At 44.7% G+C, this 22,845-nt stretch carries 21 protein-coding genes and 1 riboswitch; of the genes, 9 read left to right on the top strand and 12 right to left on the bottom strand.

Annotated elements, in window-relative coordinates:
* Positions 1-6 precede the first annotated feature (6 nt).
* Both BSI_RS04835 and BSI_RS04840 read right to left on the bottom strand, forming a co-directional pair.
* Positions 7-1,017: a FecCD family ABC transporter permease gene (locus BSI_RS04835; RefSeq protein WP_003240724.1), complete on the bottom strand. Its 1,011-nt coding sequence runs from the start codon at positions 1,015-1,017 to the stop codon at positions 7-9.
* Complete coding sequence (locus BSI_RS04840) at positions 1,017-2,063, bottom strand: FecCD family ABC transporter permease (protein WP_003240722.1); 1,047 nt, start codon at positions 2,061-2,063, stop codon at positions 1,017-1,019. The genes BSI_RS04835 and BSI_RS04840 overlap by 1 nt, the downstream gene beginning before the upstream one ends.
* 203 nt (positions 2,064-2,266) lie before the next feature.
* Here BSI_RS04840 and BSI_RS04845 point away from each other — a divergent pair, with 203 nt between their 5' ends.
* The 4 genes from BSI_RS04845 to BSI_RS04850 all read left to right on the top strand — a co-directional run bounded on the left by BSI_RS04845 (position 2,267) and on the right by BSI_RS04850 (position 4,673).
* Entirely contained in the window at positions 2,267-3,214 is a 948-nt protein-coding gene (locus BSI_RS04845; RefSeq protein WP_003240717.1) for an iron-hydroxamate ABC transporter substrate-binding protein, read from the top strand.
* Between the two features lie 156 nt (positions 3,215-3,370).
* Positions 3,371-3,685 (top strand): ArsR/SmtB family transcription factor, encoded by a 315-nt coding sequence (locus tag BSI_RS0121495; RefSeq protein WP_032732273.1) that lies wholly within the window; start codon positions 3,371-3,373, stop codon positions 3,683-3,685.
* A 75-nt stretch (positions 3,686-3,760) separates the two neighbouring features.
* The gene (locus BSI_RS0121490; RefSeq protein WP_032732255.1) at positions 3,761-4,189 is read left to right on the top strand and encodes a DMT family transporter; all 429 of its coding nucleotides are present in this window, start codon (positions 3,761-3,763) and stop codon (positions 4,187-4,189) included.
* Between the two features lie 10 nt (positions 4,190-4,199).
* The gene (locus BSI_RS04850) at positions 4,200-4,673 is read left to right on the top strand and encodes a DMT family transporter (protein ID WP_003240704.1); all 474 of its coding nucleotides are present in this window, start codon (positions 4,200-4,202) and stop codon (positions 4,671-4,673) included.
* Between the two features lie 61 nt (positions 4,674-4,734).
* Here the strand turns inward: BSI_RS04850 and BSI_RS04855 are convergent, their stop codons facing one another.
* Positions 4,735-6,144 (bottom strand): amino acid permease, encoded by a 1,410-nt coding sequence (locus tag BSI_RS04855; RefSeq protein ID WP_003240702.1) that lies wholly within the window; start codon positions 6,142-6,144, stop codon positions 4,735-4,737.
* Between the two features lie 103 nt (positions 6,145-6,247).
* Positions 6,248-6,427: riboswitch (Lysine riboswitch) on the bottom strand.
* Between the two features lie 118 nt (positions 6,428-6,545).
* Complete coding sequence (gene sspJ / locus BSI_RS04860) at positions 6,546-6,686, bottom strand: small acid-soluble spore protein SspJ (protein ID WP_003240697.1); 141 nt, start codon at positions 6,684-6,686, stop codon at positions 6,546-6,548.
* 166 nt (positions 6,687-6,852) lie between these two features.
* On the opposite strand from sspJ, the gene BSI_RS04865 reads away from it, so the two are divergent.
* Both BSI_RS04865 and BSI_RS04870 read left to right on the top strand, forming a co-directional pair.
* The gene (locus BSI_RS04865) at positions 6,853-7,335 is read left to right on the top strand and encodes a metal-dependent hydrolase (RefSeq protein WP_003240695.1); all 483 of its coding nucleotides are present in this window, start codon (positions 6,853-6,855) and stop codon (positions 7,333-7,335) included.
* A 98-nt stretch (positions 7,336-7,433) separates the two neighbouring features.
* Positions 7,434-9,287, top strand: coding sequence for an LTA synthase family protein (locus BSI_RS04870; protein WP_003240693.1), 1,854 nt, complete (start codon positions 7,434-7,436; stop codon positions 9,285-9,287).
* Positions 9,288-9,313: 26 nt separating this feature from the next.
* Here the strand turns inward: BSI_RS04870 and BSI_RS04875 are convergent, their stop codons facing one another.
* Positions 9,314-10,240, bottom strand: a complete 927-nt coding sequence (locus BSI_RS04875; RefSeq protein ID WP_003240691.1) for a substrate-binding domain-containing protein — start codon at positions 10,238-10,240, stop codon at positions 9,314-9,316.
* A gap of 110 nt (positions 10,241-10,350) precedes the next feature.
* Here BSI_RS04875 and modA point away from each other — a divergent pair, with 110 nt between their 5' ends.
* Positions 10,351-11,133, top strand: a complete 783-nt coding sequence (gene modA, locus BSI_RS04880) for a molybdate ABC transporter substrate-binding protein (protein ID WP_003240689.1) — start codon at positions 10,351-10,353, stop codon at positions 11,131-11,133.
* Positions 11,105-11,797, top strand: coding sequence for a molybdate ABC transporter permease subunit (modB, locus tag BSI_RS04885; protein ID WP_133486029.1), 693 nt, complete (start codon positions 11,105-11,107; stop codon positions 11,795-11,797). Before modA ends, modB begins: the two co-directional genes overlap by 29 nt.
* A gap of 33 nt (positions 11,798-11,830) precedes the next feature.
* On the opposite strand, the gene pgoN is transcribed toward modB, so the two are convergent.
* Positions 11,831-12,661, bottom strand: a complete 831-nt coding sequence (pgoN, locus tag BSI_RS04890; RefSeq protein WP_003240685.1) for a glyoxal/methylglyoxal reductase — start codon at positions 12,659-12,661, stop codon at positions 11,831-11,833.
* 222 nt (positions 12,662-12,883) lie between these two features.
* On the opposite strand from pgoN, the gene yvgO reads away from it, so the two are divergent.
* A complete protein-coding gene (gene yvgO, locus BSI_RS04895) occupies positions 12,884-13,369 on the top strand; it encodes a stress response protein YvgO (protein WP_003240683.1) in 486 nt (161 codons plus the stop codon).
* Positions 13,370-13,414: 45 nt separating this feature from the next.
* Here yvgO and BSI_RS04900 read toward each other — a convergent pair whose 3' ends face one another.
* From BSI_RS04900 to BSI_RS22255, 6 genes are all read right to left on the bottom strand, one after another.
* Positions 13,415-15,427, bottom strand: coding sequence for a Na+/H+ antiporter (locus tag BSI_RS04900; protein WP_003240681.1), 2,013 nt, complete (start codon positions 15,425-15,427; stop codon positions 13,415-13,417).
* Between the two features lie 257 nt (positions 15,428-15,684).
* Positions 15,685-17,397 carry an assimilatory sulfite reductase (NADPH) hemoprotein subunit gene (gene cysI / locus BSI_RS04905; protein WP_003240679.1) on the bottom strand — a complete coding sequence of 571 codons (1,713 nt, stop codon included), beginning with the start codon at positions 17,395-17,397 and terminating at the stop codon, positions 15,685-15,687.
* A 25-nt stretch (positions 17,398-17,422) separates the two neighbouring features.
* Positions 17,423-19,234, bottom strand: a complete 1,812-nt coding sequence (locus BSI_RS04910; RefSeq protein ID WP_032732254.1) for an assimilatory sulfite reductase (NADPH) flavoprotein subunit — start codon at positions 19,232-19,234, stop codon at positions 17,423-17,425.
* A 169-nt stretch (positions 19,235-19,403) separates the two neighbouring features.
* Positions 19,404-21,728, bottom strand: a complete 2,325-nt coding sequence (gene helD, locus BSI_RS04915; protein WP_003240673.1) for an RNA polymerase recycling motor HelD — start codon at positions 21,726-21,728, stop codon at positions 19,404-19,406.
* Between the two features lie 192 nt (positions 21,729-21,920).
* A complete protein-coding gene (locus BSI_RS04920; RefSeq protein WP_003219999.1) occupies positions 21,921-22,529 on the bottom strand; it encodes a trimeric intracellular cation channel family protein in 609 nt (202 codons plus the stop codon).
* 208 nt (positions 22,530-22,737) lie between these two features.
* Positions 22,738-22,845 (bottom strand): IS3 family transposase (locus BSI_RS22255; RefSeq protein WP_139312028.1); only part of this gene is annotated, 108 nt, incomplete at its 5' end.

Below are 22,845 nucleotides of genomic sequence, written 5' to 3'. Positions count from 1 at the left end.
CCTCCTCTAATTCGCTTTCATCAATAAATAAATAAAGTAAGGCGCACCTAACACGGAAATGACAAGTCCGACCGGAATTTCTGACGGTGCCAATACATTTCTCGCCAGCGTATCAGCGAGCAAAAACAGAAATGCGCCGATGAAGGCGGAGACCGGTATCAGCGTCTGGTGACGGGGACCGGTAAGCCTTCTTGCCACATGGGGCGCGATCAATCCGAGAAACGCGATGCCCCCTGCAGCTGCCACGCATGAAGCGGCAAGAGTGACCGCTGCCAGAAGGAGAATCCGTCTTTCCCTTTCAACAGCAGTGCCCAGCCCGGTCGCTAATTGGTCTCCGAGCTGCAAAATGTTCAAATAGCGTGCCTTATATAAAGTAAACGGAAGCAAGATCACAATCCAAGGAAGGATTGCCCAGATCATATTCCAGTTCGCCCCCCATATCGAGCCGGAGATCCAAACCGCTGCTTGCATAAAATCATGAGGGTCCATCTTGAGCTGAAAAATCAGCAACAGGGCGTTAAATCCGGCATTCACGCCAATGCCGACTAAAATCAGCCGAATCGGAGTCACACCTTTTTTCCAAGCCAGAAGATAAATGAGAAACGCGGCGAGGATTGCGCCTGCCAAAGCACTGAAAGGCAGCATAAATGTTCCGAAAAAGCTGAGATCTGAAGCTGATCCTTGAAAAAAGTAAATAAAAAGCACCACAGCAAGTGAGCCGCCGGCGTTAATTCCGAGAATACCGGGCTCTGCCAGATCATTTTGAGACACGCTTTGCAAAATGGCTCCGGCAACAGCTATCCCAGCCCCAACGAGCAAGGAAAGGATGATCCGGGGCAGCCTGAATTCAAATAAGACAAGCTCGTCACGCGCCGTTCCTTGGCCGAAAAAGACCTGAAGCGTTTTAAGCGGTGCAATTTTGATGACGCCCAAATTCAGACTGATAAAAAAGACCAGCACGATGAGCAGAAAGGTCACAGCCATCACAACGAGCGGTTTTTTCGTTTTTGTTTTCATTACAGCCCTCTCCTTTCACGACGTGCCAAATAAAAGAAAAAGGGAACGCCGATGAGAGAGGTCAGCGCGCCGACAGGCGTTTCAAAGGGCGCGTTTACGAGTCTTGCCGCAATATCAGCAAACACAAGCAAGACAGCACCAAGAACCGCCGAGCAAGGAATGATCCACCGATAATCCACACCGACCAAAAACCGGGTAATATGCGGAATGATCAGCCCGATGAATGCGATGGTGCCGGCAATAGAAACTGCAGCTCCCGTCAGAATCACAACGACAAGCATGCCAACCAGTTTCACCGCTGATGTATATTGTCCAAGCCCTTTCGCCAGATCGTCACCAAGACTTAGTACTGTCACGGACCGGGCGATGATAAACGCAAGCGTTAAACCGACAGCCCCTGCGATAAGCAAAAGCTGGACACCTGACCATTTCACACCCGCTACTCCGCCTGCATACCAAAAGCTGATATCCTGAGCGACATCAAAGCGAATTGCGATAGCAGTTGAAATGCCCGTAAAGAAATAAGTAACTGCTGTTCCCGCCAGAGCAAGCTTTACAGGCGTAAGTCCGCCTTTTGAAAACATGCCGATGCCCATTACCATTGATGCCCCCAGCCCCGCTCCGACAAAGGACCATAGCACAAGCCCCATAGCCGAAAGTCCGGGAAAAAAGGCAAACGCAATCGAAATGGCAAACGCAGAGCCCGATGTAACGCCCATAATCGAAGGCTCTGCCAAAGGGTTTCTCGTCATCCCCTGCATGATCGCCCCTGATACAGCTAATAAAGCGCCGACAAGCGCGGCCGCAGCCGTTCTCGGCAGCCGGAGATCATGTATGATTTGGTGGGACGTCTCTGTCGGCTGAAAATGAAAAATGGCGTCCCACACAGTGCGCAAATGAATATCCGCAGCACCGAGGGATATGGATAAAAGTGCGCCAAGGCATAGCAAGCATATCCCTGCAATAAGGACCATGACTGCGCCAAATGACCTTGACGTCCATTGGATTTCTTCTGATGTGGTCTGTATATTTTTCTTTTGACTCAACAGCCGTACTTCCTTTCATCAATGATAATGATTATCAATTGCTGTTCCAGTATATCACTTTTTTCCGCTGATTTAATAGAGCGTTTTAAATAAAAATGAGAATATATTTGCAAAAATATCGTGCCAACCGGCACTTGCGATGGTATAATCACATTGATAATGATTCTCTTTATCATCTATCTTTCAGAAAGAAGGTATGAGATATGACCCATACATACAAGAAAATCGGAGCAGCGTTTTTTGCCCTCCTATTGATCGCAGCGCTGGCAGCCTGCGGGAATAACTCAGAAAGCAAAGGCTCTTCCTCTGATTCAAAAGACGAAGAAACCTTTACATACAAGGCTGAAAACGGAAATGTAAAAATTCCTAAGCACCCTAAACGAGTGGTTGTCATGGCAGACGGCTACTACGGATACTTCAAAACACTGGGCATCAACGTCGTCGGTGCGCCTGAGAATGTATTTAAAAACCCTTACTACAAAGGAAAAACCGACGGTGTCACAAACATCGGAGACGGCACTTCCGTTGAAAAAGTCATTGATTTGAACCCTGACCTGATTATCGTCTGGACAACGCAAGGCGCTGATATGAAAAAGCTTGAAAAAATTGCGCCGACTGTCGCGGTAAAATACGATAAGCTCGACAACATCGAACAGCTGAAAGAATTTGCAAAAATGACGGGAACTGAAGATAAAGCCGAAAAATGGCTGGCTGAGTGGGATAAAAAAGTTGCGGCAGCTAAAACAAAAATCAAAAAAGCCGTCGGTGACAAAACCATTTCCATTATGCAAACGAACGGAAAAGACATTTACGTATTCGGTAAAGATTTCGGAAGAGGCGGAAGCATCATTTACAAAGATCTCGGCCTGCAGGCTACAAAGCTGACAAAGGAAAAAGCCATTGACCAGGGCCCTGGATATACAAGTATTTCATTAGAGAAGCTCCCTGACTTCGCCGGGGATTATATTTTCGCAGGCCCATGGCAATCAGGCGGTGACGATGGCGGCGTATTTGACAGCTCCATTTGGAAGAACCTAAGCGCCGTTAAAAATGACCATGTCTATAAGATTGACCCGATTGGCTTCTATTTCACAGATCCGATTTCATTGGAGGGCCAACTGAAGTTTATTACGGAAAGCTTAACAAAATAAATAAAAGAGCCGCCCTAGATACGGCTCTTTTGCTTATTATCAAAAAAGAATGGGACGATCTATTTAAACAGGGCAAAATAATAAGTAACAGTGCCTAATGAGCATTAATAACTTTCCAAATTGACATATCGAAAAAAATCGATATATAATATGACCATGAAACCAATCGATGTATTTAAGGCCTTATCAAATGAAACTCGGCTTAACATTTTGCATTGGTTGAAGGAACCGGAGAAGCATTTCCCTAAACAAGGCGCTCACCTGCCAAAGGAGGTCAGTGTTAAAGGAGGAGTATGTGTAGGGGATATTCAAGAAAAAGCCAAAGCTTCTCAATCTACAGTTTCACATTACTTAAACTTGATGCAGAATGCCGGCCTGCTTGAATCTGTTCGTTATGGTCAATGGACCTATTACAGGCGAAATGAAGAAGTGATTCAGCAGATAGCTGAATATTTTAAAACAGAAATCTAAACTGGATGATTTCTGTTTTCAATCTACTTAATATCGATAATTCTAGATATTTAAATATATAAGGAGAGGGATCTAATGCGTTACTTCGCATATATACTAGCGTTATTAGCAGGGTCAGCACTTAGCTTTGAGGGAGCAATCTACGGTGAACTAGGAAAAACTATAGGCCAACTCGAAACTAGTTTTTATAATTTCTTTATGGGTTCAATCATTATGGGTTTACTGTGGATATTCTTTGGAAAAGGGAAACTTTCATATGCTGTTGAAGCACCTAAATGGTCACTTCTTGGAGGTGTTTTAGGTGTTGTGTATTTAACATCTATTGTGATTAGTGTTCCTTTTGTTGGTGTTGGACTCACTATGGTAGCAGTTATTATTGGCCAATTAATAATGAGTATGATTATTGAACATTATGGTTGGCTTGGCAGCAAGAAAACGAGAATCAATAAAGAAAAAATATTTGCAGTTATTTCGATGATTATTGCTCTTATTTTAATTTACTAGGAGGTCTAAAATGGGTATATTTATGATTTTATTCACTTTATTGGGCGGCATCACATTAAGTGCACAATCGTCTATTAATGGCACCTTTAGCCGAAAAGCTGGAACAATTGAAACAACACTTTTAACTTTTATAACCGGATTTATGTTTCTTCTCATTTTTATTCTTTTTTTCGGCCATGGAGATGTGCTTGCTATATTAGAAGCACCTAAATGGCAGTTAAGTGCCGCATTTTTGGGTACTATGTACTTGCTTCTCACTGTTATGGCTGTACCAAGAATCGGGGTCATTGCAACAAATATTGCTGGGATCATTGGCCAGCTTGTAATTGGATTGATTATTGATCATTTTGGCTGGTTCCATAGTTTAGTCATACCTTTAGATTTGAAACGTTCTTTTGCATTACTCTTTATGATGATTGCCCTTTATTTTATCTATAAAGGAAATAAACGCTCAAGCGATGAAATACAAACACAACATAAATAAAACGCTGCAATTGATATTGCAGCGTTTTTTATTGAAAAGAAAACCGTACCTTTTCGGATTATTATGTTTGTTTTTCTTTCGAGAATTTCTTAATCACAAACGGATAAATCACCAGACCGACAAAGAATAAACCAATGCCGAGAATAAATGTCGTTAAATCCGCTGTGCCTGTTACGATAACAAACACTGAGTACGCGCATGCTAATATTGCAATCAATCCGTCTTTTACACGGGAGCCTTTCAGCTGGTCATACGTTTCACCTTTGATGACAAGCTTCAAGCTGTAGATCGCTGATACCAAATACGGAATTAAATACGCAAGCGTTGCCGCTGTCGTTAAAAATGTAAATGCGTCACTTATTGTCCGGGAAATAACCGAGAAAATGAAGACCTGTGACATAACGTTTGTAATAATTAGTGCGATAACCGGACTTCCTTTTTTATTCGTTTTCGCAAATAATGCCGGGAAATCTCCTGCTTTAGCGGCTTGGTATGGGACCTCAGAGCCAAGCAATATCCAGCCGAGCATCGTTCCGAATAAACAAAGGATTGCCAAAAGAGCCATAATGACGCTTCCCGCGTTTCCGACAATCGCATAAAGCACATCAACGAACGGTTTTTCAGAGCCGACAAGCTTCTCATGCGGCAGAACACCCATCGTAATTAAAGTCACAATAATATAAATGCTCAAAGCAATCAGCAAGCCGGTAATTGTCGCACGTTTCACATCACGCTGAGAGCTCGCACGGCCGGACAGGATAACCGCTGATTCAATTCCGACAAACGCCCACAGTGTAGAAATCGCGGCGTTATGCACCTGGCCGCCAATTCCAATACTTGTGCCGTTTTCTCCTTGAATCGGGAAATAAAAATGATCGAATAATGTCGTTTGAAACACAAACAATCCGGCAACGATAAAGAAGACAAAACCTAATACTTTAGAAAGCGTTGTGACAAAGTTCAATTTACTTGCACCGTTAATGCTTGCAACAAGAATCGTGTGCGTTCCCCATAACAAGATCGTACATACAGCAAACGTCATCAATTGGCCGAGTGTCACCTCTTGCCCGCCGATCGAAAACATTTCACGTTTATCAACCAAGATCGGGAAGAACGAAGTCAAGTAACCAGCGAGACTAGTGATGATCGCCACGTTACTGATCCAGCTCGCCACCCAGTAGCCCCACACCATTGTGAAACCGGCAGCGTTCCCTTTCTTCGGATCAGAGAACAGCGCTCTTGCATAACTTTGCGGCCCCGCTGTCAGTTCAGGCTTGCGAATGGACAAGTGCCCGAAGACAAGTGCAATCATCAGCACGCCGGCACCTGTCAAAAGCCAGGCGGACGTGGCGCCTAACGGACTCGCGATTGAAGCAAGCGAGCTCGGCAAGGAGAAAATTCCTGATCCAACCATATTTCCAACGACAAACGCCGTTAATAACCAAAAACCCCATTTTTTCGTCTGTTCCATTCCAGTACCTCCATGATTCTTTGTACGGACCAGACCCCGAGATCATGTAAACGCAAAAAAAGCCTGAACAAAAGTCCATGCTTAAAGAAACACACACCCTTGATCTCCGGATAGCCCTCCGCGAAAAAGCACGCGGCAGTCCTGCACTTATTCAGATACAGTCCCAGCATAGAGAAGGATCGGCTTTCTCTACACTTCGGCGCTGATGCCTTTTACACATGTTTAACAGCTCCTGTCAGCCTGGCATGTGTGACTCATCATCCGCGCAACCTCTACCTCACTGAGAAAGAGTGAGGATTTAAATATTCAGTTACTTCCAGAAGGTTATCAAAGAAAGAGTGATCTGTCAAAGGGAACAGATGGAAAATACGGATAGAGACAAGCCCTATCCGCATTGTGGTTTATCGATTATTTTTCTTTTTTTGCACAGCTTCTTGAAGCGGATCATCTTTTAGAGCTGAACCGGCATCTTCAAGAGCTCCCTGGATTACGTTTTTTTCTTTATCAGAACGTTTTCCTTTATCTTTATTAAAGAAACCCATTCGAATCACCTCTTTTAGAAAATAGGTACATTTTTAAGATGCCTTTTTCCTTAAAAAATTATGCGGGAAATTTTTTATCGTCCAAAGTCCTGTTGATCAAACATACATTCTCTTGATATATTTGTAATTCAGAGATTTTTGCAAAAGATAAAAGGAGAAGCGAGAAATGACAGGAAAAACACACATCATGGGAGGCATCGCTTCTTGTACGGCAGCGGCTTATTATTATGGATTTGATCCAGTGCTTATGGCTGCGTCCGGCGCGGTTGGGGCATTAATACCCGATATCTGCCACACACAAAGTAAAATCGGGAGAAGATTTCCTATCTTATCGAAAGCGGTCAGCTCTGTTTTTGGACACAGAACCTTTACGCACAGCCTGCTGTTTCTGCTCATCATGTTTTTTATCACAGCCACATATATTCCAAATAAAAACATATCAACCGGGCTGATGATCGGAATGGTGAGCCACTTGATTCTTGACGCTTGGACGGTGAATGGAATCAAATTATTATTCCCTTCAACGATTCGCGTACGGCTCCCATTATATATGAAGACAGGCAGTTTTTCTGAGCAGCTTGTGTTAGCCGGCCTGACAATTGCTTCATGTTATTATTTTTATATGCTGTTTCATGGGCGCATGTTTTAAACGTGAGTGCTGACACTTGTCTGAACGGACTGTTTTTAGTAGGTTTTACATAAGAAGCATTTCATGCAGAGATCAAGGAAACGTGAGGAGTCATATTGATGAAAGGAACCTTTTTTCCCAATCAGCGGTTTTTATGTTTTTCGATCGTATTCATGTGGATCAAAACGTATGTGATTTATAAACTGGGCTTTGATTTGCAGATCGATACTCTGTTGGAGGAGCTGATTTTGCTGATCAATCCGCTCAGCTTTATCCTTCCTTTATTCGGGATCGGCCTGCTTCTGAAAGAAAACAAACAGCGGGTCTTTTTGCTGATTGCCAATTTGGTTCTGACTGTTATCTTGATCTCCAATACGATTTTTTACGGCTTTTATATCGATTTTATTACCATCCCGGTTTTGTTTCAGGCCAGTAACATGAGCGATATGGGCAGCAGTGTAAAAGAACTGTTCAATCCTCTGTTTATCGCCCTGTTTGCGGATTTGGTTTTTCTTCTGCTGCTGGCCAGAAAAGAGAAGCATCCGCAGACAAAAGCCGCCCCCCGCACAGTCAAACGGTACTATGCAGCTTCCTGCGGCATGATTCTATGCACCCTGGCACTTGCAGAAGTACAGCAGCCGAAGCTTTTGGCACATTCCTTTGACCGGGAAATGCTCGTCAAAAGCATCGGTCTGTTTCAGTTCCATATCTACGATACGATTTCTCAGACTGTGAATATAAGCGCGAAAGCATTTGCAGATGAAGACAGCATGACCACCATTAAAAACTACACAGAGGCAGACTACAGCAAGCCTGCCCCAAGCAAATTCGGGCTGGCAAAGGGGCGCAATGTCATTTTTGTCACGCTTGAATCGACCCAAAGCTTTGTTCTGAATGAAAAGGTAAATGGAAAAGAAATCACTCCGTTCATGAATGATCTCATCAAAAAAAGCTATTACTTTGATCATTTCTATCAGCAAACCGAACAAGGCAAAACTTCTGATTCAGAATTCATCGTCGCTAACTCACTGTATCCTTCCCTTAGCGGCGCCGTCTTTTTCACGAAAAGCGACCATCAATTTCATACAATGTACAAATCGCTGAAGCAACATGATTATTATTCAGCCGTCTTTCACGCCAACCATAAAACATTTTGGAACCGAGATGTGATGTACGAAACATTTGGGATTGACCGCTTTTTTGATGTTGATGATTTCCATGTCACTCCCGGGTCATCGACAAGCTGGGGCTTAAAGGATAAGGAATTTTTAGAGCAGTCCGCCGGCAAGCTGAAAAGCCTGCCGCAGCCGTTTTACAGCAGTTTCATCACGTTAACGAATCATTTTCCGTTTGAGATCGATGAGAAGGATCAGCTGATTGATGAATACGATTCAAGCAGCGACCTGTTAAACCGCTATGTGACCACGGTGCGCTATGAAGATGAGGCATTGAAGCATTTTATCAAAAAGCTGAAGGACAAAGGCTTATACGAAAATTCGATGATTGTATTTATGGGAGATCATTACGGCATTTCAGAAGCCCATAACGATGCGATGGCTGAGTTTTTAGGAAAAAATGAAATCACTCCGTATGACAATGTTCAGCTCCAGCGGGTGCCGTTTATCATACATATCCCGGGAATCACAGATCAAAAGCCAGAAACCATCTCTGATGCCGGAGGGCAGGTCGATGTCAGGCCGACACTGATGCATCTGCTCGGCGTTGATACAAAAGGCAATATTCAATTTGGCAATGATTTGCTGTCCAACGACCGCACCCCGTTCGCCGTGCTGAGAAACGGCAGTTTTATTACGAACGACTATGTATACACGAAAAACACGTGCTACAGCCAAAAAACAGGGGAAGTGCTGGAAGATCAGGATGCGTGCCTTTCTTATAAGGAGAAAGCAAACGAAGAACTGTCTCTCTCTGATAAAATCTTAAACGGTGACCTGCTCCGTTTTTATGAATAAAAAATCCCTCTTTACAGAGGGATTTTTTACGTTTCAAACATCACTTTGCCGGTCAGCTTCGTTTGATAGCCGTTTAAATGAGACAGATTCGCCTTGTATTCCTCAGAATTCAAGATCTCCTTCACGGCCTTCAGCAGCTGCTCATGTTTTTTCAAAATGACGATATCATATTGTTCATCAATGAGCGGGATAAAATCAACACTGCCCATATGTGCAGCATGCTGCGCTCCGATTCCCGCGTCAGCCTGTCCGCTTGAGACTTGTGAAGCGACAGCGTAATGATCGGTCACGATATCGCTGTATCCCTTTACATCAGCCGAATTCACACCAAGCAAGCCAAGCTGTTCATCAAGGAGCACTCTTGCGCCCGAACCCTTTTCCCTGTTGATAACTCGGATATCGGTTCTTTTCAAGTCTTCCCAGCCTTGAATGTTTTTCGGATTCCCTTTTTGAACATACAGTCCGGCTTTGCGGAGAACGACATTGATCAGACAAAACGGTTCACCTGACAAAATTCGTTTTACATAAGGCGCATTATACTGCCTCGTTTCCGCATCGTATAAATGGAGGCTGACAATGTCACACTTGCCTTGATACATATCAATCAGGCTGTTTAAGCTTCCTTTGTATTTGCGGAGCGGCGTCTCCTGAATGATATTCTCCAAATGCTTGCTGAGCAGATCCATCGAAATGTCCTGTCCGCTGATCATGACATTCGGTCTGCCGTCCGGCTCTGCCTCATGCATCTTTTTCGGCTCTTCAGCTATAGCAATGGGCTGAGACATTCTCATATTCATCTTATATTGCTTTAAATCTTCTTCATCCACACGCATCTGCCTCCCGACACGGTAAGCAGGGATCATGCCTTTTTTAATCAAATCATAAACGGTCAGCTTTGATACCTTCAGCAGACCTGCAACTTCTTCTATCGTATAGGAAGAGGTTTCATTCATATTCATCACTCTCCTACTTCATTATACCTTTTCATCGAATGTAAAAAAACCCACATAAACCAAACATAATCAGTTATAATTAGATATAACTAATCATAAGGGGTGCAATTATGTTTAAAAAGTATTCCATTCTAACAGCAGCCTTAACCGCTTTTCTGCTTGCAGCAGGCTGCTCTGCAAACCAGTCTTCAACGGACAGCGAGAAAGAAGTAACGTTAACGATCTCAGCTGCCGCCAGTGCACAGGATGCGCTTGAGGAAATCCAAAAGAACTACGAAAAAGAACATCAAAACATTACAATCCAAGATAACTTTGGCTCTTCCGGCGCCTTGCAAAAACAAATTTCTCAAGGAGCAGGGGCAGATCTGTTCTTCTCAGCTGCTGAGGATAAATTTCAAAAGCTGGTGGATGATGGAGATATCGCCAAAAAAGACAGCACTGATTTAGTCGGCAATGAAATTGTACTGGTCGTGCCGAAAAACGGAGAGTCACCTGTGACAAGCTTCAGCAATCTGGCTGACTCAGAAAAAATCGCCCTCGGAACACCGGAATCCGTGCCGGCAGGAGCTTACGGGAAAGAATCACTGACAAAGCTGTCTCTATGGGACAAAGTGAAGGATAAGATCGTTTACGGAAAAGACGTTCGCCAAGTTCTTTCTTATGTTGAAACCGGCAATGTGGATGCAGGTGTTGTTTATAAAACAGATGCACTGATCTCTAAAAAGGTCAACATCATTGATGAGGCAAAAGCAGATACACACAGCCCGATTGTCTATCCGTTAGGAATTGTAAAAGATACAAAACACCGTAAGGAAGCGAAGGAATTTTACGATTACCTGCAATCTGATGAAGCAATGAAAGTATTTGAGAAATATGGTTTTACTGCCGAATAGCATAAGCGCTTCAGAGTTTTTCACACCTGTTGTGCTTTCCTTCCAAGTGGCGGCAGTTGCCGGCATTGTTGTCATTATTCTCGGAACATTGGCTGGAGCGTGGATGTCGCGGGCATCATTTTTCGGAAAAACGGCTCTCGAAACTTTTTTTATGCTTCCGCTCGTTCTTCCGCCAACTGTTGTCGGTTTTATTTTGATCGTCATTTTCGGAAAGCACAGTTTCATTGGACAAGCCATCGAATGGGTCTTTCAGCAGCCTGTCATTTTCACCTGGTGGGCCGCTGTGATTGCCTCGGCTGTTGTGGCCTTTCCGCTTATGTATCAATCCGCCAAAACCGGATTTGCCGACATTGATCCCGATATACAGGGCGCGGCAATGGTAGACGGCGCAAGCAGATGGCAGGTATTTATCCATATTTCCGTCCCGCTCGCCTATCCTTCATTGCTGACCGGAAGCATCCTCAGCCTTGCGCGGGCGCTCGGAGAATTTGGCGCCACACTCATGTTTGCAGGGAACATCCCCGGTGTCACGCAAACACTGCCGACGGCCATTTATGTCGCATTGGATTCCGGCAACAATGCCCTTGCCTGGGCGTGGGTCGTCTGTATCGTTTTCATTTCCTTTTTGATGCTGTTTTTCATTCAACAGAAAAAGACACACTAAAAAACTCCCCGTGCCGTGACGGGGAGTTTTTCATTAAAACAGAAGCTCGTCGGGATTTGGGCCGACACGCTCATCTTTGTTTAATGCGTCAATTTTGTCCATGTCTTCTTGAGACAATTCGAAATCAAAAATATCAGCGTTTTCGATAATACGGTGTTCTTTGATGGATTTTGGAATTGTTACAACTTCATGCTGAAGGTCCCAACGCAAAATCACTTGAGCCACAGATTTATTGTGCTTTTCAGCAATCTGTGCGAGCACTTCGTTATCCAGAAGCTGTCCCTGCATGAGCGGAGACCATGCCTCAAGCTGGATGCCTTGCGCTTTACAGTAATCTCTTAATTCTTTTTGCGTCAAACGCGGGTGAAATTCCACTTGGTTGATCATCGGTTTGATTTCAGCATCTTTCAATAGCTCTTCTAAATGATGAACTTGGAAGTTGCTGACGCCGATCGCGCGGATTTTGCCGTCTTTGTACAGCTTTTCAAGCGCGCGCCACGTATCTTTATATTTATCCTTGCCAGGCCAGTGGATTAAATATAGATCTAAATAATCAAGCTGAAGTCTTTCCAAGCTTTTTTCAAAGGCAGCAAGCGTTGTTTCGTAGCCTTGATCTTCATTCCATACTTTTGATGTAATGAAGAGCTCTTCTCTTGCCACACCGGATTCTTTAATTCCGATGCCAACGCCTTCTTCATTTTTGTAGATCGCTGCTGTATCAATGCTGCGGTAGCCATTTTTAATTGCCGCTTTCACTGATTCAGTCGCTTCACTTCCGTTTTCTACTTTATAAACACCAAGACCGAACCAAGGCATTTCAACTCCGTTATGTAGCTTTACAGTATCTTTTAAACTTGTTGCCACTTGAACATCCACCCTTTCAATGAAATGTAAGTGTCTATATTATCTCACATTCCTCTCAGCCGATACCAATAATACGCTTAAGAGCCTCTTTTTGCTTCTTTTTTCACAGCACGGTCAAACTAACACACTATTTTTTTCCTATTTTAACAATATTGAGATTACAAAAAAAGTGAGCAGGGTATGCGAATAGTGTAAACCACAATATACAAAGGAGGAACCACATTGAAACGTATTCGTATTCCAATGACACTTGCGCTTGGTGCCGCTTTGACAATTGCCCCTTTGTCCTTAGCTTCCGCTGAAGAAAACCCCGCTCCGAAGATCTCGCAGACAACAACAGCCGGAACAACTGCCGCTGAGGTCGGTTTAAATGTAAACCTTGATGTGCTTGGCATTGCCAATCAGATTGCGGACGCCATTAAATCCGCACAGAACCGGGATGGATTTGTGAAAAACCTCATGGAGTCTTCCTTCTACGCTTCCGGCCAAAAATACAATGTCATGGTATTTAATTTAAGCCAGGAATATGAAGATCACTTAAACGGTGTGCAATTTTACGGTTCAGCCGTTTACGACGGCATTACGTACGGCATTTGGGTATTTGAAGACGGAACCTTTACAAACAAAGGTGATGGCGGCTGGATCAACTGGGCCTTCAGAGGCTGGTTCGACCGGGATGGCAGCACTGTCGAATTCCATCGCCCCTAATATTGAAAAAAGCTGGCGCTCTAACGCCAGCTTTTTTGCTGCTTTTTATTCGCCGCCTTCAAGCATGGCGGCTTCCACATCATTAATGTATTGGCGAAGCTCATGGGAGATGTCCCGGGAAATTTCCCGCTCCTCAAAGAGCGTCTGAATTTCATTTCTGATCGCCTGCACAGCCTTCAGCTTCACTTCCAGCTTCTGATTTTCAAAATGAGCGCTTGATTTCAGCTCATGATGGCTGTGCTCCAGCCTGAAAATCAACTGTTTATAAAACGAAATGACAGATAAAAACACTTCTTTATGTTCTTCCGTTTTATGTTTTTCCAGATAGTCTATCGCTGCTTTTGCCGTTTTCACTCTCGTTGCCCGTATCAATCCCGCTTCATTTAAAATCGACATCTCCGGCTTTTTATGTTCACCGAAGAAAATCCAATACATTAGCCGCTTGAGCCTTGTTTTTGATAATCCGACCTTAAATGGGTTGGCATACAAAATTTCTAATTCATTAAACCGTTCTTGCAGCACGTTTGCTGTTTCTTCCGGGATGTCTCCCCGCTCCAGCATTTTCACCAGCGCCTCTTGCTCAGCGTTAACCCCTTGCGCACGGACTTTTCGCTCTTGCTTTTTGATACGATTAGATGATGTATACTGCTGAAAACGAAGATTTTTCATTTTCTCATTGTATTCAGCTATCACCGCAAGAGAGGCTGTTTTGTTTGTATCGTTCATGTCCTCTTTAATCGTTTGGAGAGCTGTTTTGATCAATTTGCGTCTCGCCGTCAGCAGCTTCTTATTTCGTTCCTCGTCCTCTTCTTCTTTTTCAGTCAGAAGCGGCAGCACAACGGTGGCAATGACAAGTGTGCATAAAATGACGCCGGCTGCTAAAAAGAGAATCAGATTTCTTTCCGGAAACGGCGTGCCGTCCTCCAGAAAATACGGTATGGAGAAAGAACCCGCAAGTGTTACAGCTCCGCGCACGCCGGAAATCGAAATTAACAGCGTCGAACGAAGACCAGGTTTATAGATGTTCTGATCCTTATTAAAGAACCACTTGCCGTTCCAGAAGAACAGCACCCACAGAAATCTGAGGAGCATTAGCGTAAATGTGATCACAAGGATATAGCCAATCACCTTCATGTTGCTGATGGCAGTGTCGTTAAAGATAACAGAAATAACATCAGGGATTTGCGTGCCGAGAATAACGAAGACCAGGCCGTTCAAAATAAATAAAATAATGTTCCACGTACTTGAGGAGACGATTTGCAGCTTGATCATCGTTGATTCCAGACGATCCTGCTCAACAGCATGGGTAATACCGCCAGCCACAACAGCTAAAATGCCGGAAACGCCGATTTCTTCAGCTGCCAAATAAATCACAAATGGCGTCAGAATTTGAATCAGCATATGCATCGTGACATCCTGCATGCCAAGGCGGCGCAGAAATAGGCGAAAACGAATAATCAAGAATGAAATGACAACCCCGCACAGCAAGCCTCCGAGAGAAATAAAGACAAAGCTGACAGCCGCTTGTGCTAATGAAAATGCACCAGTCACTGCCGCTGCAATCGCAAACTTAAAGGCCACCAGACCTGATGCGTCATTCATCAGCCCCTCACCTTCCAGCAGGCGAAGAATCCCTTTTGGCATTTTCACTCTTCCTGATAATGCGCTGACAGCGACGACATCAGTCGGTGAAAGAATGGCCGCAAGTCCGAAAGCCGCTGCCAGCGGAATAGCAGGAATCATCCAGTGAATCGTGTAGCCTCCTACAATCACAGTCGCAAATACAAGACCGAGTGCAAGCAATAAAATCGGGGCTCTTAAATTCCAAAGCTCTGCCCGCGGCGTTCTCTTCCCATCATTAAATAGAAGAGGCGCGATAAACAAAACAAAAAACAATTCAGTACTTAATTCAAAATGAAGCCCCTGTGGAAATGAGGCGGCAAGAATCCCAAGCGCCACCTGAATCAGAGGCACTGGAATAAACGGAATAAACCGGTTCACGATATTGGATATCGCAATAATCGTTAATAAAACGAGAACAACTAAAAATATGTCCAAATGCATGACCTCCTTCGTCTGTTGTGTTCGTGCATGATGAGTCGATGAAGCTGCTTGTTTAAAAGAGGCTTTAGGCTAGGATGGCCTTGCATCCGATATGTGATTCCGCAGGAGTTCCCTCCACACTTGTCTTCTTTTATAGTACCCTTTTTAGGGTATTATTTCTCATGATATGCTCACAGTGAACTTTTTTGCCGAAGAGCAAATTTCAGATAAAAAGAGACAGGGAGCTATTCCCTGTCTCTCGTCTTTCTTTATCAATCATGAAAATTCGTGCCGTCAGTCGTTGCTTTAATGATACCGGCGCGAATGACAAAGTCACCGAAGTGCTCGCCTTCGTCGCGTTCTTTCGCATAGCGGGAAAGAAGGACGCGCAGCTCGCTTAAAATGTCTTCTTCACCGATGTTTTCACGGTACATTTTGCTTAAACGGCTTCCGTCAAATGCAGCGCCAAGATACATATTATATTTGCCCGGCGCCTTTCCGATAAATCCGATCTCACCGAGCGCATGGCGTGCACAACCGTTCGGGCACCCTGTCATGCGAATGGTAATTTCCTGATCACGAAGGCCGTTTTCGTCAATGATCTCTTCAACCTTATCTAAAAGGGTCGGCAAGTAACGTTCTGCTTCAGCCATTGCCAATCCGCAGGTCGGAAGAGCGACGCACGCCATAGAGCTGCGGCGGAGCGCTGAATGATGCTTGCCGTCAGTGAGTCCGTATTGCTCGATTAACGCACTGATTTCATCTTTTTTATCGCTTGAAACGTTCGCGATAATCAAGTTCTGATTGGCTGTCAGACGGAACTCGCCTGTATGAACTTTGGCAATTTCCCGCAAGCCTGTCATCAGCTTATAATCATCGTAATCCGTCACACGGCCGCCTTCAACAAACAGCGTAAAATGCCATTTATCCTTAATGCCTTCTACCCAGCCGTAGCGGTCGCCGTTATGATCGAAATGATACGGCTTCGCTTCTTCCAGACTCCAGCCGAGACGGTTTTCCAATTCTTCCTTTACGGTTTCTAAACCGAGGCGGTCAACCGTGTATTTGAATCGCGCATTTTTGCGGACAGAACGGTTTCCGTAATCACGCTGAATTGTAATCGTTTTTTCAGCAATGTCATACAGTTGCTCAGGACGGCAGAACCCGATCACCTTGGCTAATTGCGGATATGTCGCTGTGTCGCCATGCGTCATTCCCATACCGCCGCCAATGGCCACGTTAAAACCGATCAGTTTGCCATCTTCAACAATCGCAATGAATCCAAGGTCTTGTGAAAAGACGTCAATATCATTAGACGGCGGAACAGCAATACCGATTTTAAATTTCCGCGGCAGATAGAGCGGTCCGTACATTGGCTCGACTTCTTCCGGCGTGCCAGCCACTCTCTCCTCATCAAGCCAAATTTCATGATATGCCCTCGTCCGCGGCAGCAGATCATCACTTAATTTTTTAGACCACTCGTATACTTCTGAGTGGATTTCAGACTGATAAGGATTCGATGCACACATGACATTGCGGTTTACGTCTCCGCAGGCTGCGATCGTATCCAAAAGAGCTGAGTGAATCGTCTTAATGGTTTTCTTCATGTTCCATTTCAGAATCCCGTGCATTTGGAACGTTTCACGTGTCGTCAGTTTTAATGTGCCGTTCCCGTATTTCTGAGAAAGGTCATCCATGACAAGCCATTGCTCAGGCGTTGAAACGCCTCCTGGCATACGCACGCGCAGCATGAACTGATATGCCGGTTCAAGCTTTTGCTTTTGGCGTTCATTGCGGAGGTCGCGGTCATCCTGCAAATAACTGCCGTGGTGTTTCATCAGGCGGTTGTCATCATCCGGAATTCCGGCACTGATCCGATCGAGCATCACTTCTTTCAGTGTGCCGCGCAAATAATCACTTTCTTTTTTTATGCGTTCAACATCACTTGGAGAGCCGTCCGGTGCTTTTAAGATTTTGGTCACCATGTTGAAAAACTCCTTTCAAGTCAAATCAGTATACATCACGCTGATAGCGTTTTTGCTGCTGCATATCGGCAAGATAAGCTTCCGCTTCTTCGCGGCTCATATTGCCTTCTTTCTCGATAATTTCAAGCAATGTGTTATGGACGTCATGCGCCATGTGCTTTTCATCACCGCAAATGTACACGGCCGCGCCTTCTTGAAGCCATTCGAACAATTCCGCGCTCTGTTCAAGCATGCGGTGCTGCACATATACTTTTTCTTCCGTATCACGTGAAAACGCGACATCCATTTTTGTCAGCACACCGTCTTTGAGCCAATTCTGCCACTCTGTCTGATAAAGGAAATCCGTGACAAAATGCTGATCGCCAAAGAACATCCATGCTTTTCCTTCCGCTCCCATCTCTTCGCGCTCCTGCATAAAGGAACGGAACGGCGCGACGCCTGTCCCAGGGCCAACCATGATGATCGGCGTTTCAGGATCTTTCGGAAGCTTAAAGTTTTGATTGTGCTGGACATAAACCGGCAGTGTGTCTCCCGGCTGCAGACGCTCCGCGCATAAAATCGAGCAGACGCCTTTACGTTCACGGCCGTGCGCATCGTAGCGGACTGCACCGATTGTTAAATGCACTTCATCCGGATTTGCGGATAAACTGCTCGCGATCGAATAGAGGCGGGCCGGCATTTTTCGCAGAATCGAGACAAACTCCTGCGCAGATACACTGAACGGGCCATAATCACGAATAAGATCAAGCAAATCGCGTCCTTCAATATACGCTTTTACATTCCCCTCATTCCCCGGGGCTAAAAGCTCTCTAAGCTCATTGCTGCCTGTCAGCTGGGCTGCCTGTTCAAGAAGCGGTTTTGTGAGAACGGTAATCTCATAGTAAGAAATCAGCGCTTCTTTCAGCGGGCGGACATCACCTTGCTTATTAAGCGTCACAATTTCTTCCGGGTCCCAATTCATTTCCTTAAGCAGCAGCTCGACAAGCTCCGGATCGTTTTCCGGATAAACGCCGAGGCTGTCACCAGGCTCGTAAGTCAGGCCAGAGCCTTCAAGAGACAGCTCCACATGGCGTGTTTCTTTATTTGATCCTCTGCCGTTCAAATTTAAATTTTCTAACACTTCAGCCCGAAACGGGTTTGTTCTGGAATAGGAAGACTCACCGGTTTGAGGCGCTGCTGGAGCATGCGCGGCACTTCCGCCCCCGGCTTCACTTAAACCCTCAAATACGCTTTCAAGCCATTCGGCTGCCGGCTCATCATAGTCAAGATCGCAATCAACGCGCGGAGAAATCCGTTTTCCGCCGAGTTCTTCTAAGCGCTGATCAAATTCTTTCCCTGTCTGGCAGAAAAATTCGTATGAACTGTCACCAAGCGCCAAAACAGAAAAACGAAGAGCTTCAAGCTTAGGCGCCCGTCTTCCATGGAGAAATTCATGAAACGACAGCGCGTTATCAGGCGGCTCGCCTTCACCGTGCGTACTGACGACGATCAAAAGATTATTTACTTTCTTCAGCTGATTCGGCTTAAAATCGCTCATGGACGAGACAGTTACTTGAAAACCGCGCTGCTCAAGCTGCTTGCCGGCATTTTCTGCAAGCCCCTGTGCGTTGCCCGTCTGTGAACCGTAAAGAACGGTTACTTCCTTTGAAACGGCCGGTGCCGCCGCTGCTGCAGACGCTGCCGCCGGCGCCCCCGCAGTTTCTTGGGCGGAAACAGATTGCGCGGATAAATATCCGCTCAGCCAGATTTTCTGAGATTCGGTCAAGGTTGGCAGAAGGCGGTTAAGGAGCTCTGCCTGCTCCTGATTAAACGGACTGTTCATTACCTGAAGTTGCAACGTATCCACCTCACAAAGTTATAAACTGATCGAAAATTGCATCTAATTGAACTTTACCGGAATACTAGGCTTAAGTAAAATATATTTACATGATGATAACTATTAAGAATCCTAATGATAAAACCACCTTATTTCATTTAAATAAAAAAAGAGAAGGGTTCCCTTCTCTTCATTCAGCATTCTCATATAAATGAGACGGCACAGCCGTTACAAACGGACTTGCCTTACCTGTATAAAACACCGTCAGCGTATGCATCGCACGGGTGCAGGCAGTGTATAACAGCCTGCGATCGTGCTCTGTTTGATAATGTTCTTCTGAAGCATCATAGACAAGTACTGCGTCAAACTCAATTCCCTTCGCTAAATACACCGGAATGACACAAACTCCCTTTTGGAATGTTTGATTTTCTTTATGAATCAGTCGAACATCTATATATTCACTCATATGAGCGTGCGCCTGTATGCATTGCTGCGCAGTCTTGCAAATGACGGCTATCGTTTCGTGACCTTGCTTCTTGAGCCGTTCAATTTCTTTCGTAAGCTTTTGACAAAGATCCTCTCGTCCTTCGGTTTTATAAACGAGAGGCATTTCCCCGTTTCTGTTAAAAGGCTCAATGTCCGCTCCGTCCTGAAGCATCGCTTTTGTTAACTCTACAATCTGCCTTGTCGACCTGTACGTTCTCTTTAAACGAACATATTCAGCCGCCTCACCTTCAAAGCACGCATCCATACGCTTTGCGCCATGTATGGCATGGGCGTAGATGGACTGATTGATATCACCGAGCACTGTCATGCTGGCAGCCGGAAAAATGCTTCTCATGTACGCCATCTGAAACGGTGAATAGTCCTGAGCTTCATCGATAAAAAGATGTTTGATCTTCGTATTTTTCTTTCTGCCTTCAATCAGATCCTGCATATAAAGAAACGGTGCCGCGTCCTCATAGAGCAATTTATTTTCCGCAAATGCCGATCGGGTCAGCTCTCCTATTGCTGCCATCTTCTCGTGCTGAGATTTCCCTCCCCAGCCAGAAAACAATTGCAGGTACAGCTGTTTCACATCAAGAAATGCAAGGAGTCTGACCGCCTGTTTGAGCGGTTTGAAAGCCTTTTTTACAATGATAGCGGCAAGCAGCTGCTGCTCTCTTTGATAATCGTTAAACGTACTCTCACTGAACCGTTTCCTTTCCTGGAGCTTTTTGTACACGTCCAGGTAATCCTCTTTGTCGAGCAGCTCAGCTTCCTGAACGACCCAATCCTTACGACGTTCCTTTTTCTCAAGCTTGTTTAACTCACTCAGCAGCCACTTCGCTGTTTGCTCCATCCGATTCGGAATGGACTGTCTTTGATCCAGTGAGTAAAAATATGATTGAATTTGTTCCTTTGTGATCAGCTTTTGTCCGCGGAAGATGATATTTTTAAAGATCATCCCTTCAGAGGACAGCCGTGTGACGTATTCATCAATGAATTGCTGAAAAGATAATCCCGCCTTACATATGATTCCCGCAAGCCTTGTTGGAAAACCGCCATCCTTTGTTTCAGTCAGACAATATTCAAGCTGATCAAAGGGGCTTTCACATTGAAACTTGCGGCCAAGCCGATGCTCGATATATTCCTGAAACGTCGCCTGCTCCATGTTCTCTTCCCCTAACTCAGGCAAAACAGAGGAGACATAGCTGTTAAATAAAAAGTTGGGAGAAAATAAAACGATTTGTCCGGCATCTATGACGCCGCGGTGCCTGTATAACAAATAAGCGACACGCTGAAGCGCTGCCGATGTTTTCCCGCTGCCAGCCGCTCCCTGCACGATTAGGAATTTACTTTTTTCATTACGGATAATCTGATTTTGTTCTTTCTGGATCGTAGACACGATGTTTTTCATTTGGGTATTAGAGTGATGGCTTAATACTTCTTGCAGCATTTCATCGCCGATTGTCATATCAGTATTAAACATCGCCTTGAGAGCACCGTTTTTAATGATAAACTGGCGTTTCAGTACCATTTCTCCTTCTATCGTTTCACCGGGCACTTCGTACTCCGCTTTTCCTGGGGAATAATTGTAGTACATGCTTGATATCGGCGCCCTCCAGTCATAGATCAGAAAGTGTTCCTCCTTCTCATCCATACAAGAAGCTAAACCGATATAAATTCGCTCTGCCTGCTCCTCACCGTTTTCAATAAAATCAATCCGGCCGAAATAAGGCGAAGCTTTTAATTGATGAATTCGTTTGAGCTGCTGATCCATTCGCCGATGATTCCGTTCCCGATCAGACAGCAGCTCTGCCTGCTGCTTAATGCTTGCCATCGTTTCAACCGCTTCATGGGCATCATCAAGATTAACCGTAACATCCTCCCAAAAGCTTTTTCTTAATCCGATAATATCATGCTTTAACCCGCCCGCAGACGTTTCCAGAAACCGCTCTTTTTTGCCGAGCTCCTGCAGCACCTCATCTATTCTTGACTGCTCTTCCTTCCATTCCTTATCCTGCTGATTCATGAACGGCACCTCCAGAAAATAGTTGACAAACACCGATGAAACACTGTAAAATATAATTGGATACATCTAATCAATATATGATAAAAATACGCAAATACAATTTATCTTAGCACATTCACCCAATATCAATCAAGGTTTGGGTTATTTATATGCAAAAAAACCGATTTCAAATTGAAATCGGTTTTTTTAATGTTAGTTATCTAAACGAAAAGAACGGTTTGGCAGCTTCCAATTAAACATATAGGAACAAACGCGGCAAACAACGAGCACGAAAAACAGTACGTACAAGCCGAACGAGTTTCCCAGCCAGCCCAAGCCGACGATTAAACCGCCGAGAGCCGCCCAGACCGCATAAATTTCTGCTTTCAGCACAAGCGGTTTGCGCCCGGCAAGAAGATCGCGAATGATTCCGCCGCCGCTTCCCGTCAGCACCGCTGCCACGATGACGGCACTAAGCGGATGGCCCATTTTGACGGCATACAATGCGCCTTGGATAGCGAAGGCTGCGAGACCGATCGCATCTGATAAATTGCCCCACTTATTCCAATGCTTCAGCAGCAGCTTCGGGAACAAAAACACAATCGTAATGGATAAGAGCGCGATTTGAAAGTACGCTCCCTGCTCCCATAGTGCTGACACCGGAACACCGATCAGCAAATTGCGGATCGCTCCCCCTCCAAAAGCTGTGACAATCCCTAATATATAAACTCCTAAAATATCATATTCCTCTTCCATCGCAACGATTGCGCCGCTGACTGCAAACGCAATGATACCAATCACACTGAGCAGCTCCCAAGCCATTCTGATGACTCCCTTTATGTTTGTTAAATTTTCTGACGACCTCTAGATTTTATAATCGCTCAAGCGTAAAATCAATAACATTTTCACGATAAAAAAAGATAAATTTAGAGAGAGTACACCAAACGCTATCGAGCATGAGTTTTCGAGATAAAAAAAGCGCCCGGCATGGGACTGACCCCCGTTTTTGAGACAGGGGTCAAAACACCTTTTAAACAGCCAATTGCCGATAGTTTATCGGTGATTGGTTGTTTAGTTTGGTTTGAATACGAATATTGTTATAATAATGAATGTATTCTATGACAGTGCGTTCTACGAT

This window comes from Bacillus inaquosorum KCTC 13429, from assembly GCF_000332645.1.
GTDB classification, from domain to species: Bacteria; Bacillota; Bacilli; order Bacillales; family Bacillaceae; genus Bacillus; species Bacillus inaquosorum.
This window is presented reverse-complemented; position numbering and strand designations above follow the sequence as displayed.